The sequence below is a fragment of the Prochlorococcus sp. MIT2304 genome, assembly GCF_059772405.1.
In genome coordinates, this window is record NZ_CM186286.1 from 995,674 (window position 1) to 1,008,068 (window position 12,395).

16 protein-coding genes are annotated in these 12,395 nt (G+C 37.7%); 6 read left to right on the top strand and 10 right to left on the bottom strand.

From position 1 onward, the window contains the following. Positions 1-12 precede the first annotated feature (12 nt). The 5 genes from AC6EIY_RS06005 (at position 13) to bioA (ending at position 4,639) form a co-directional block, all read left to right on the top strand. Positions 13-1,155 carry an aminotransferase class I/II-fold pyridoxal phosphate-dependent enzyme gene (locus tag AC6EIY_RS06005; RefSeq protein WP_498506076.1) on the top strand — a complete coding sequence of 381 codons (1,143 nt, stop codon included), beginning with the start codon at positions 13-15 and terminating at the stop codon, positions 1,153-1,155. Next, the gene (locus tag AC6EIY_RS06010; RefSeq protein ID WP_498506077.1) at positions 1,152-1,880 is read left to right on the top strand and encodes an alpha/beta hydrolase; all 729 of its coding nucleotides are present in this window, start codon (positions 1,152-1,154) and stop codon (positions 1,878-1,880) included. The genes AC6EIY_RS06005 and AC6EIY_RS06010 overlap by 4 nt, the downstream gene beginning before the upstream one ends. After that, positions 1,861-2,616 carry a methyltransferase domain-containing protein gene (locus AC6EIY_RS06015; RefSeq protein ID WP_498506078.1) on the top strand — a complete coding sequence of 252 codons (756 nt, stop codon included), beginning with the start codon at positions 1,861-1,863 and terminating at the stop codon, positions 2,614-2,616. Before AC6EIY_RS06010 ends, AC6EIY_RS06015 begins: the two co-directional genes overlap by 20 nt. Then, positions 2,613-3,263 carry a dethiobiotin synthase gene (gene bioD, locus AC6EIY_RS06020; protein ID WP_498506079.1) on the top strand — a complete coding sequence of 217 codons (651 nt, stop codon included), beginning with the start codon at positions 2,613-2,615 and terminating at the stop codon, positions 3,261-3,263. Before AC6EIY_RS06015 ends, bioD begins: the two co-directional genes overlap by 4 nt. Before the next feature lie 77 nt (positions 3,264-3,340). Continuing rightward, positions 3,341-4,639, top strand: coding sequence for an adenosylmethionine--8-amino-7-oxononanoate transaminase (gene bioA / locus AC6EIY_RS06025; protein ID WP_498506080.1), 1,299 nt, complete (start codon positions 3,341-3,343; stop codon positions 4,637-4,639). A gap of 58 nt (positions 4,640-4,697) precedes the next feature. Here the strand turns inward: bioA and AC6EIY_RS06030 are convergent, their stop codons facing one another. Continuing rightward, the gene (locus AC6EIY_RS06030) at positions 4,698-5,138 is read right to left on the bottom strand and encodes a J domain-containing protein (protein ID WP_498506081.1); all 441 of its coding nucleotides are present in this window, start codon (positions 5,136-5,138) and stop codon (positions 4,698-4,700) included. 78 nt (positions 5,139-5,216) lie between these two features. Here AC6EIY_RS06030 and rsmG point away from each other — a divergent pair, with 78 nt between their 5' ends. Next, a complete protein-coding gene (rsmG, locus tag AC6EIY_RS06035; RefSeq protein ID WP_498506082.1) occupies positions 5,217-5,963 on the top strand; it encodes a 16S rRNA (guanine(527)-N(7))-methyltransferase RsmG in 747 nt (248 codons plus the stop codon). Here the strand turns inward: rsmG and AC6EIY_RS06040 are convergent. The 9 genes from AC6EIY_RS06040 to AC6EIY_RS06080 form a co-directional block, all read right to left on the bottom strand. Next, the gene (locus tag AC6EIY_RS06040) at positions 5,960-7,117 is read right to left on the bottom strand and encodes an aldo/keto reductase (RefSeq protein WP_498508162.1); all 1,158 of its coding nucleotides are present in this window, start codon (positions 7,115-7,117) and stop codon (positions 5,960-5,962) included. The two genes, rsmG and AC6EIY_RS06040, sit on opposite strands and share 4 nt — an antisense overlap. 84 nt (positions 7,118-7,201) lie before the next feature. Then, a complete protein-coding gene (locus tag AC6EIY_RS06045; protein ID WP_498506083.1) occupies positions 7,202-7,621 on the bottom strand; it encodes a ferredoxin in 420 nt (139 codons plus the stop codon). 15 nt (positions 7,622-7,636) lie between these two features. Then, positions 7,637-8,029 carry a DUF1257 domain-containing protein gene (locus AC6EIY_RS06050; protein WP_498461481.1) on the bottom strand — a complete coding sequence of 131 codons (393 nt, stop codon included), beginning with the start codon at positions 8,027-8,029 and terminating at the stop codon, positions 7,637-7,639. Further along, positions 8,029-8,232 (bottom strand): DUF2997 domain-containing protein, encoded by a 204-nt coding sequence (locus AC6EIY_RS06055; RefSeq protein WP_498461482.1) that lies wholly within the window; start codon positions 8,230-8,232, stop codon positions 8,029-8,031. The genes AC6EIY_RS06050 and AC6EIY_RS06055 overlap by 1 nt, the downstream gene beginning before the upstream one ends. A gap of 87 nt (positions 8,233-8,319) precedes the next feature. After that, positions 8,320-9,129: a HEAT repeat domain-containing protein gene (locus AC6EIY_RS06060; RefSeq protein ID WP_498506084.1), complete on the bottom strand. Its 810-nt coding sequence runs from the start codon at positions 9,127-9,129 to the stop codon at positions 8,320-8,322. A 24-nt stretch (positions 9,130-9,153) separates the two neighbouring features. Continuing rightward, positions 9,154-9,279 carry a DUF8624 family small hydrophobic protein gene (locus AC6EIY_RS06065; protein WP_011295147.1) on the bottom strand — a complete coding sequence of 42 codons (126 nt, stop codon included), beginning with the start codon at positions 9,277-9,279 and terminating at the stop codon, positions 9,154-9,156. 65 nt (positions 9,280-9,344) lie between these two features. Then, complete coding sequence (locus AC6EIY_RS06070; RefSeq protein ID WP_498506085.1) at positions 9,345-11,096, bottom strand: sodium:solute symporter family protein; 1,752 nt, start codon at positions 11,094-11,096, stop codon at positions 9,345-9,347. 23 nt (positions 11,097-11,119) lie between these two features. Beyond that, entirely contained in the window at positions 11,120-12,211 is a 1,092-nt protein-coding gene (rlmN, locus tag AC6EIY_RS06075) for a dual-specificity RNA methyltransferase RlmN (RefSeq protein WP_498506086.1), read from the bottom strand. Continuing rightward, positions 12,208-12,360 carry a CAB/ELIP/HLIP family chlorophyll-binding protein gene (locus AC6EIY_RS06080; RefSeq protein ID WP_498506087.1) on the bottom strand — a complete coding sequence of 51 codons (153 nt, stop codon included), beginning with the start codon at positions 12,358-12,360 and terminating at the stop codon, positions 12,208-12,210. The genes rlmN and AC6EIY_RS06080 overlap by 4 nt, the downstream gene beginning before the upstream one ends. Between the last annotated feature and the right edge of the window lie 35 nt (positions 12,361-12,395).

Consider the following 12,395-nt stretch of genomic DNA (forward strand, 5'->3'; position numbering starts at 1 on the left):
AAACAAAAAAATATGCATGAAATCCCTAACTCTAGAATTCGTAAACTCAGGATTTGGATCCCAGGGCAAAGATCATCAGAATTGATTGGTGTAGATGAAAATAAAAATCAAATCACCTTAATTGACCTAGCAAGTAATGATTATCTAGATCTTTCAAGACACCCATTATTAATTGAGGCCGCCAGACAAACCTTAGAAACTGATGGTGTTGGCTCAGGGGGATCAAGATTTATTACTGGTAGTAGAAATATTCATCAAAAACTTGAAACAAAGCTCGCCGAATGGCTTGATCGTGAGATTGTCCTGCTTTACCCGAGTGGTTTCCAAGCAAATCTAGCTGCGGTCTTAGCACTTGCTGATCGCCACACTCCTGTGATTTGCGATCGTCTGATACATCATTCCCTGCTCGTTGGAGTCAAAGCGAGTGGAGCAAAGCTCATTAGATTCAAGCACAATAATTTATCTGAACTAGAAAGACTTTTAAAAAAATCTAGGCAAAGAAATCCTCAAAAAAAACCTTTAGTAATTACAGAAAGCCTTTTTAGTATGGAGGGTACAACAGCCCCCATAAAAGAAATTTCAAAGCTATGCATTAAGTATGATTCAAAGTTATTTATAGACGAAGCTCATGCTTTTGGCATTATGGGCCCTGAAGGAAAAGGAGAATCTTTTGGAGTCAAAGACTCAATATCAATTATCAGTGGGACCTTCGGTAAAGCTTTTGGAAGTGGGGGGGCATTTTTAGCAACAGACAAGATGACAGGAGAAAATTTGATACAAAACTGTGGGGCATTTCGCTATACAACCGCTTTAGCTCCTCCACTTTGTGCAAGTGCTTTAGCCGCATTAAATTTAATTGAAAGTAACCCTAGTTGGGGTAGCGAACTGAAAAAGAAATCAATAGCTTTACGGGACAGATTGTCTCAAATTGGGTGGCAACGGCCTGTTGGGGAAGGTCCAATTATCTCAATAATTTTAGGTTCGGACGAATTAGCAATGGATTATCAGAAGAGACTTGAGGCACGAGGCCTTCTAGCTGTTGCGATCCGTCCACCAACTGTCCCAGAAGGTGAATCCAGACTCAGGTTGGTGATCAGGAGAAATACTCCCGTTCAGGCCTTCGAAAGACTTGTAGAAATTCTTAAAAATAAATGAAAGAAATAATTGCTATGCATGGCTGGGCTGGTGATAGTCATCAATGGTCAAATTGGGAAAAGATATTTAAAAGTTGTGATTGGGAATGGCAAACTTCTGAACGCGGTTATAAAGATATAAGTCCTCATACATCTAAATGGAATCACAACTCAAATCATGTCGAACTTAAAAGAGTTGCTATATGTCACTCACTTGGTTCACATTTGATAGATAAAAATATCTTACACTCGGCCACTCATGTTGTATTAATCAATAGTTTTAGTCGTTTTATTCCAAGTGGCAAAGAGAATCGCCCTATAAAACTGGCCCTCAATAGGATGATGAATGCAATTGATTCGCCTAATGAAGATGCCATGTTAAGAAAATTCCAAATAAAAGCTTATAAACCTAATTACATTGATCTTGAGTCATCAGAATCAAAGCTCCTTCATATATCCCATTCAGGGAGGTTGAGACTAAAAAATGATTTAAAACTTCTTATAAATTCAGATTCTCTCCCAAATGGCTTAAATAATTCTTCCCAAGTACTCATTGTTAACAGCGAGCAAGACTATATTTTAACTAATCAAACAAAACAAAAGCTAGCTGAAGATTTAAAAAGCCACTTAGAGGACGTACCCAAAACAATCAATCTTAAAGACGAAGGGCATTCCATTACAAAAATAAAAAATATCAAAAAAGTCAAACACTGGTTAGAATTTGATCATGCAAAAAACATGGTCTAGCCAAGTTAATAAAAACTTTAACGAAGCTGCATTAAGTTATAACGAATCAGCATCAATTCAAAAAAGGACTGCTTTAAAACTTGCAAAAATTTGTTCTAATCATTCTATTAAACATGGCCTTTGGGTTGACCTTGGTTCTGGCACTGGACTACTCGCCAAGTCATTAGAAGATCTACATCCAAACCAACATGTAGTGAGATTGGATAATTCTAAAAAGATGCTTGATCAACATTCAGAAAAGAGTGTTAAACAACTTTGGGATTTAAATAATGGGTTACCGAAGTGGTCCAAAAAACCAAATTTATTAGCTTCAAGTTTTGTTTTACATTGGCTTGATAATCCACAAAATAAACTTAAGGAATGGTTGAATGCTCTAAGCTTGGATGGATGGATTGCTTTAGCAATTCCAATCAAGGGAAGTTTTCCAGAATGGTATGAAGCTGCAGAAAAGGCAAATTTAACATGTACGGCTCTTGATTTACCATCATACGACTCACTAATCAGAGTCGTTACGAAAAAAAGTATTATATATAATAAAATTGAAGTTATCACACAAACGGCGAATACCGCGACCTCCTTATTAAAACCTATGATCAAGGTTGGGGCACAAAGTAGTCAAAAGAAACAATTAAGTGTTTCAGATTGGCGACATCTGTTGTCTTTTTGGCCAATTGCCCACGAGGATAAGCAATTAAGCCTTAGTTGGTCAATTCAGTTTTTATTAATAAAGCGATGAGTAGTTTCTCAAAAAAAATTATTATTTGTGGTACTGATACAGATGTAGGTAAAACAATCGTTAGTAGTTTTTTCGTCCAAGGTCTTAAAGGTATCTACTGGAAACCCATTCAAAGTGGGACAGAAGAGGGTACAGACACCACAACAGTTCGAAATCTCTTAAACCTTGAACCTAACCGCTATCTTTCGGAAAGATATAAATTCAAGGCTCCTGTCTCTCCTCATTGGGCTGCCGAACAAGAGTCTAGTTTTATTGAACCAAGCAATTTGAAATTACCAGACTTAGATGAATTAATAATCATCGAGACAGCGGGTGGCTTAATGGTTCCCTTAAATCGAGATTGGCTACAAATAGACCAATTAAAGGTTTGGGGAGCTCCTGTAATTCTTGTAGCCAGGACCGGTCTTGGTACTCTCAATCACACCTTATTAAGTCTAGAAGCCTTGAAACATAGAAATGTAGATATATTAGGAATAGTCTTAAACGGCCCTCCACACAAAGACAATCCGAAGACTCTTGAGCAATTTGGAGATACTCAAATTCTTGCAAGTCTTCCTGTCTTTGACGAAGTCAACGCAAAAGTACTTTCACAAGAATGGAATAACCAGAATTTAGATCAAAAGCTTAAGAAATACATTCGAAATTAAATTTTTATTTTTCTTTATTCAAAAGATTATTTTGACTTCGATCAAGTTAAATGAAACAAGAGGGAAAACTAAATTTGATGAATGAGAAAGAAAATTCAAATCAAACTATTCAGAATCCTCATATATGGCCACCATTCACACAACTCACATCCTCTAAGCCTCAATTATTAGTTGAAAAAGCTAAAGGCGCCCTTTTATTTCCTAAAGACAAAGCTCCGATAATCGATGGCATAAGTAGCTGGTGGGTCACTCTGCATGGTCATGCGAATGAATATATTGCCAAAGCCATCGCAACTCAAGCAAAGCAACTAGAACAAATTATCTTTGCAGATTTTACTCATCCTCAAGCTGAGCTGTTAGCTGATCGGCTAAGTAAATTAACAGGTCTAGAAAAGTTATTCTTCTCAGATAATGGATCTACCGCCGTAGAAGTAGCTTTAAAAATGGCTCGACAATGGTGGAAAAACAAAGGTGATAATAGGTCTCAAATCATTGCATTCGAAGGTGCCTACCATGGAGATACATTTGGAGCAATGGCAGTAGGCGAACGAAATATATTTAGCGAGCCTTTTGATCAGATGTTATTCCCAGTTAGCCGAGCCCCTTGGCCTGAGACATGGTGGGGCGATGAAGATTTTGAGAGAAGAGAAAAGGAGGCTTTAGCGACTCTTGATCATCTTTTGAAGACACCAACTATTGCGGTAATTCTTGAGCCATTAGTGCAAGGTGCTGGAGGGATGCGAATGGTTCGTTCAGAATTTTTAGTAGAAGTTGAAAAAAAAATTCGCCAGGCTAATTCTTTACTTATTGCCGATGAAGTATTAACTGGCTTTGGAAGGTGTGGAGAACTATTTGCTTTTCAAAGAGCAGGATTAAAGCCAGACCTTATTTCGCTCTCCAAGGGATTAACCGGTGGATTCCTTCCAATGGGAGTAACAATGTCCAGCAAAAGGATTTCAGAAGGATTTCTTGGGGCAGATCCCAAGAAAACTTTCTGGCACGGTCATAGTTTCACGGCCAACCCATTAGGCTGCGCAGCGGCCAATGCCAGCTTAGATCTTTTAGAAAGATCCCCAAAAAAATATATAGATTTTGAGTCACGTCACCTACCACATCTACAAAAAATAGTTAATGATCCGAGGATTGAGTATCCAAGGATTACAGGAACCATTGCAGCTTTTAATATTAAAGTAAATGGTAAAAAAGGGTATTTAAGTTCAGTTGGAAAAATGATCAAAGCAAGTGCATTCAAAGTTGGCGTGTTCATCAGGCCATTAGGAGATGTAGTTTATCTAATGCCACCACTATGTATTACAGATGAAGAGCTAGAGAAATGCTATTTTGGAATCCAAGAGGGCTTAAATTCTCTACCCTAAGATTTTTTCATAAGGATTCAAAGCACTTAGTTATAAACTTATTACTAAAAATTGAATATCACATTAACCAACTTGGAATAAAATTCAAGTTTCCACCTTTTGAGAAAGCAATAAACACACCTAAAGCCAGGCTAACGAAAATAGATGTAATTAATAAAAGTAGTGAGAACAATTCTCCACCTGATAACGGTCGCCTTACCCCTATCGATTTAGAAAATTGCACGGGTTGTGTATTTCTTAAAGAAGATTCTTTTTTCTGACTTATAAGATTATTCTCTTGCTCTATAAATAAATCATAATTTGCCCTTAGGACAGGGTCGCTTAATAAATCATAAGCCTCGCAAACATTTTGAAATTGCCGTGTCGCTTCATCCCGTGGCAAAGATGTCGTATCCGGGTGAAGACGCTTACTTAATTGACGGAAGGCTTGTCTGAGCTCTGCGTTATTAGCAGAGGGAGAGACACCAAGCAGTTCGTAACAATTAGGAGAAGGATTCAACTAAAGAAAATATGATCTAATAATGTATAGATTTTATCTAAATATCTCAAGGCTGACTATTTCAAAAAACAATTCAAAATGTCTACTGATAAAAACAACAAAAAAGCAAATCATCATGTGATATGGAATAAGCTTAAATGGGTTCCAAGTGAAAAACAATTATCTCAATTTATCCTTTTGCAGGAGTTACTTAAAGAATGGAATGAGAAGACCAATCTTACTCGTTTAGTCGATGGAGATGATTTCTGGACTGCACAAGTATGTGATAGCTTGTTACCACTTCATGAAGAGCTGCAATACCCAGAGCTCACTCATAAATATGTTGATGTTGGTTCAGGTTGTGGATTCCCTGGTTTAGCTATAGCTATAGCAATGCCAAATTCAAATATTACTCTTTTAGATTCTTCAAGTAAAAAAACGACTTTTTTAAAAGAAGTATCTAAAGAAATTGGATTGAATTCACGGATAACAGTTGTAACTGAGCGGGCTGAGGTGGCAGGTAGAGATCCATTCCTTCGAAGTAATTTTGACTATGCAATTGCTAGAGCAGTTGCTTCTGCAAATGTAGTAGCAGAATATCTAGTGCCTTTTTTAAATTCGACAGGCCAGGCGCTCATATTCAGAGGAGGTTGGAGTGCAACAGAGCAACTAATGCTAAAAAAAGCTTTAACTGAACTACATGCAAAGATTCAACAAACACATAAATTCGTTCTCCCTAACAATCGTGGTATTAGGAATATTATTAGAATTAGTTCTATTAATAAATGTCCTAATCAATATCCAAGATCAATTGGAAAACCAACAAAACAGCCTTTAGGTTACTAAATACCCCATAATCTATCTCTTCTTTCCCCCCCCAATCTATCTCTCAATTTCCTTAGTAAAAAAGGTATTTCAGAGCTCCATGGACTATTAATCAAAACTTTTTGCAAGTCATTCTCGCTTACTTCACAATCCAAGCAATCTGCATTTGAGCCTGGGAACCAATGTCCTCCTCTGCCTAGAAGCCTATAACGATCTTTAGCAAAGCTTTCCATATCCCAAGCCTCTAATAGATTATTTAACCACAATAAAATAGGTATATTAATCTCTCCTGGCGTTTGATCCCAACTAGGCAACCCTATATGCCAAGTAGTCAACCATGACTCTCCAAGCGAATCACATGAGGCATCTATTAGACGCTTTTGTATGTTATTGATCACCGCATGCATGGTATCCATTTTAGAAATAGCACTTAAATGAATATCAAGATCTTCAGGCTTTGACGCTCCAACACTTAATGTATGAACTCTTTTATCACTCAAGCAAAACAAATCATTAAATTCTATTGGATGCAAAGGACTACATAAATTTATAAGTTTCAATGAAGGTGTATGTAAATGGCCTCCCTTGTCAGTAGGACTGATAATAAAAACTCCCATATCATTGGCATTCGCAACTTGTAATGCTCTTTCGTTTTCCCGACGAATAAAATACCAATGCAAGTTAACATAATCAAAAAGTCCTGTTTCAATTGTTTTAATTATCAGGTCAACATTTGCATGAGTTGAGAAGCCAACATGACCAACAAGACCATTTTTTTGCCAACGACGAACAATCTCTAGACATCCATTAGGACGAATAGTCATGTCTAAGTGCTCAGGCAGATTGATACCATGAATAGCTAATAAATCAATTTTCTTAGAACCTAATCTACTCATACTTAACTCAAGTTCTTTCTCAAATATCGAAGGATTATTGTTGGGTGGTATTTTTGTCTGCACAATTCTTTTTGGGTCATCAATTTGACCGAAAGCCCAACCTATCTGGCGTTCTGATGTTCCATAATGACGAGCAGTTTCTATGTGGTGCATACCTTTTTGAGATGCATGCTTAATAGTTTTTTGCAAGATATCTTGTTGTTGATTCTTAATCTCATTGGGGTCTAAATCCTTCCAGCTTTGTTGAAAGCGCATTCCTCCAAGAGATAAGACTGGCATCTGAATCTCTGTACGCCCAAATCTTCTGCTAGGTATTGAATTGTTTTTAGTATCTTTAATTCGTGCCACTTCTAAACTTAAAAATCAAGTACTGGGTGGTAAACCTAAATTCCTAAAATGATGATTTTTTATAACTTCTTCCAATTTAACTAAGTCTTCAAAAGAAACCCAATCTATGCAATCGACAGGACAGGTATCTATTGCTTCTTGAATTAATTCCTCACTATCTCCATCTTGTCTAAACGCCCTAGCTCTGCCTTGCTCAGGCTCCATTGCGAAAGTGTTCGTAGCAACTGAGCTGCAATAGGTACAGCCAATGCATTTCCTTTCATCAACCCATACAGCTTTTTCTTTTAACTTTCCACCTAATACAGGATCTCTACCATTTAGCTTGAAATCTTGGCTACTAGCAGCTTCGAAGGCAGCATTGGTTTTATGAATATCACCAGATTGCTGATATTCATTAGACCTAGTTTCAAAAGCTGGGCTAGGATCAAAAGTCAATTTTCAAATACAACTCTAAGAATCCCAGCGAGTAACAACTAGTTCAATAGAACCATCTAAATTTTGTTTTTGCTCGGAAATTTGAAATCCCTCTTGAGAGGTTGTCTGTAGAACAGTGTTTAAAGCATATCTTTGAGTCACTTGAGCTAAAAATCTTTCAACTGGTATGGATTGCTTCCAAAGATCCAAATCAGTCACGAGTTCATATGATTTGGAACCTTCATTCCACCGAAAGCCAATATCTCCTCCTGTATTCATTTCTATAGTCATTTCCGCTTTTACAGTTTGACCTCTATAACCTCTTACGAGATTTTCACCTTCTTGAGGTAAGTAGCCCAAATCAATTAGAGCCTGTTTTAAAAACTCTTTCTTGCGAAGTTGTGTTTTTACAGTGCTGAAATGTGACATCAGTTAATTTCGGCTGGAATTGTCTGTTTTTGAACCCTTTTTTGAAGAAAAGCCTCAGAGGTGGGTTTTCTCTGTTCAACACTGCCAAGTGCAGCTTCAAGCTTTTCTGTTAAATCAATACATCCTTCACCAACGATTCCTTCGACGGTTTCTTCAACCCGTCCATCTTGTCGAATCTTAAATCGCAAAGTGCGTAAAGACATATTAAAGAGCTTTAAGTCACTGATGATATAGAAAAAACACCTAAAAAGCGAGTTAGATATTATAAAGATGTGATTCTAAACAAATAATCAAACCAATTGACCATCATCAATTAATGATTTTAGTTTTATTTGTACCTCCGGATTATCCAATTGTTCCAAAGCTATCCTTGCTTCATACCTAACAGAGGGCTCACGATCATTCAATAAAACAGAAATGAAAGCCTCTTCTACGTGGATTTTGATTTCCTCACTCAAAATGCTGTAAAGACGACCAAGAGACCAAATACAGTTGCTTCTAACTATGGGTTCACCATCAATTTGCAAACTTTCAAGTAATTGCTTAGCCGCTGGCAAGGAGCTCTCTAATGAATTGAGTCCAACCTCCGCTAAAGAACTTGATGCCCACAATCGAACGGCAGCGACATCTTGTTTTAATGCATTAACCAAAGGTTCAAGAACAGGGGCATCTGAGTAATTTCCAAGACTCCAAGCAGTAGCTTTTCGCACATAAGCATTACTGTCAAAACGCAATAAATGCAAAAGAAGGTGGATAGCCTGTGGACAAGGATTTCTGCCTAAAGCATAAACAGCGCTCATCCTCACAACTGGAGATGGTTCGTCAAGTAAAGGCACCAAAAGTGGGAGAGCTCTGGAATCTCTATGTTCACAAAAGACTCTTAGACCTTGAAGTCTTTCTTCATTTCCAGATTGAAGCCATTTCAACGCAAGATCACATTCTTTTGATGAATTAACTAGATCATCATCGGTTTTATCAAGTTCGATTTCATCTAAAGGATCTCCCGCTATCTGAGCTGCTAATTCTCTAGCCAAGAGATCAGGGTCTATGGCTAAATTAGCCAACCCTTCATTACTTAATTTTTGATTTGCATCATTCATAGCTCTGACATAGGAAGAGCAAGTTTAATTAATTGGTGCTGGTGCAAGCATATCCCCAGGCAGCCATATCCGCGCACTGACTGCAAACAAAGCGATACCAAAAAGCGCAACAATCAAAATAGGGAAAAGCGTTGTGCGTAAAAAACCCAAAGTTGCAAATGAATTAGATATTCATTCTGCTCTAAATTTTGTCCATTTGGCTATGAAGGGTCAATTTATTGAGTTATTAGTCTTGTTTTCTTCATTAAAAATACACAACTGACTGCAATCAGAAGCGCAATCCAACCATGGCTTTCTTGATGTAACAAGAAAGACCCAATACATATCAAGCCACCATAGAGAATTCCTGAGCCTAGGATGAATCTCGAGCCAAGAATGAAAAAAGAGTCAACCGGATCAATATTCAATTTATTTCTTATTTTTTTCCAACCAGGACCTGGCGGTTTCACCTGCTTCACAAACGTGTTAAGTGTCTCCTCTGACTCTGGCTCAGTACAAAATAAAGTAACCAACCAAATTACAGCTGTGACTGCAGTATTAACCATAAGTCTTACCCCAAAATCATCAATCATGAAATAAGGCGAAATAGAGGTAATTACCCCTATAAAGAAACCACCAAGCATTGCCGAAAGTTCTGCTTGAGCATTAACTCGCCACCAAAACCATCTAAGGACCAGCACAGCACCTGGGCCTGTACCTATCGCGATTACAAGTCTAAACATTGAACCAATGCTGTTACTAAAGAAGGCGGTGGCGATTCCAACTAGAAGCAACAAAATACTTGCGAGTTGTCCCATGAGAATCATTTCTCTGGGACCAGCTGATGGCCTTAAAAATCTTTTATACAGATCATGAGAAAGATAACTTGCCCCCCAATTAATTGAAGTGCTTACGGTACTCATAAATGCAGCAACCAATGAAACCACAACTAATCCAAGTCCAACAGGAGGCAAATATTTTATTGCGAGATTGGGATAAATTAATTCCCAGTCAGTTTGATAAGGCAAGAGGACCAAACCAGCCAATCCTACTAAGATCCAAAGCCAACTACGAATAAGATAATTAATAATTAAAAATACTACTCCAGCCAAAGTTGCTTGCTTTTCATCTTTAGTAGCCAATAGACGTTGAATAAACTCGCCACCACCATCACTACGCCTAAAACTCCACCACTGCAAAGAAATAAAAGCGAAAAAAGTAGTAACGCTTATTCCTGAACTATCTAGCCAATTGAAACCATCTTTATTAAATGTCCACGGGAATACAGAAAGCAGCTCAGGTCGATTTAATGCTTTTAACTTTATCAACAAATCCGTCATGCCACCTGAAGCATCAAGTGCTACATAGGAAACAGCAAAAGCGCCAAGAAGAGCTAATACTAGTTGTACAAAATCATTAATTACTACTGCCAAAAGTCCACCCAAAACAGTATAAACAAGTAAAAATAAAGCAACACAAATCATTAAAATCATCGTGTCAGTAAATCCCCCAAATACAACATGTCCATCTACTACTCCCAATGCTTCAGCAACCTTGCGCATTGCCAAAAAGGCATAACCAATTCCAATACAATTGATTGGAACAGATAGTAAAAAAGCTTTTATTCCTCTTAAGCAAGCTGCTGCCTTCCCCCCATACCGTAGTTCAGTGAAGGCTGCATCAGTCAATACCCCGCTACGCCTCCAAAGAGGAGCGAATATCACTGTCATGGCAACATGTGCTAGACCGAAGCTCCACCATTCCCAATTTCCTGCCAAGCCTCTTGTCCCAACCAGTCCAGCAACATAGAGAGGTGTATCAATTGAAAATGTTGTAGCAGCCATAGACATACCTGCAAGCAAGCCACTTAGGCGACGACCAGCAACAAAGTAATCTGCTTCGTTACGATTTTTTAATGAGAAGTAAATTCCTAATATCAAGGAAAAAATTAAATATAAAAATAAAATAAACCAATCAATAAATGTCATAAGAACTGAGAACTAATCTATTTTTATTTACTTAATTGATTTTTATTTGATTGATTGATTGATTGCCGTCTTAATTGTCCACATGCCGCATCTTGATCCCTACCTCTACTTGCACGAACACTTACAGCAATTCCCTTATTTTCTAATAGTTCTCTAAACCTATTCACTCTGATTTGACTTGGTCGTTTAAAGTTCTCTTCAGCGATGGGATTATAGGCTATCAAATTAACATGGCTCTGAAAACCTCTCATCAGATCAGTTAACTGCTCTGCATGAATATCTTTGTCATTCAATCCCCCAAGAAGAATATACTCAAAGCTTACCCGTCTTCCAGTAAGTTCTAAATATGTTTTACAGTCTTTGAGTAATGACTTGATTGGATAAGACTTCGCCGAAGGAATTATTAATTCACGCAACATCTGATTAGGGGCATGAAGACTAACTGCGAGGGTAAATTTAACTCTTCCCAAGCGCTCTTGAGCTGTTTTTGCTAGATATGGGAGCGTGTCCGGTATACCAACAGTACTAACAGTTATTTTCCTTTGACCAATTCCAATATCATTCGTAAGACATTCAATAGAATCTAAAACATTGCGTATGTTAAGAAGTGGCTCGCCCATCCCCATAAAGACGACATGAGTGGGCCTCCTGTTCATTCTTTCTCTAATACTAATTACCTGATCAACTATCTCATTTACATTAAGAGATCTATTAAGTCCCCCCTTCCCAGTCGCACAAAACTTACATCCCATAGGACAACCAATTTGACTTGAAACACAAACAGTAAGTCTTTTATCTGTTGGTATCCCTACGGTTTCTATAATCTCACCATCATAAGTCCCCATTAATAATTTCAACGTCTCATCTTCTGCTAAAACTCTGTCAATTTCATCAAGTCTTCCAACCTTTATTCCTTTGTTTTTGAGTGAATCTCTCCATTTCTTTGGAAGAACAGTTATTGAATCTAGTTTTTTTGCTCCTCTTTGATAAATCCACTCATGAATTTGCCTCCCACGAAAAGCTTTCTCACCTTCCTGACGCGCAAATTCTTCAAGGTCTTCAGAACTTAAGCCAAGCAAGGATGAATTACTTGATAGTTGAAGAAATTTTGTCACCAATTCATTAGTCCATGTCCTAACTTAAATTCCAAAAGCACTAGAGCAACAAAACCTATCATTGCCCATCTACCGTTAATACGTTCAGTGTGTGTGTGAAAGCCATAGCGAGGCAATTTACGCTTTGGAACTACTGGAGGATCAATCATCGATAGTCTTTATCAGTGGAAAACTAAATATTAGA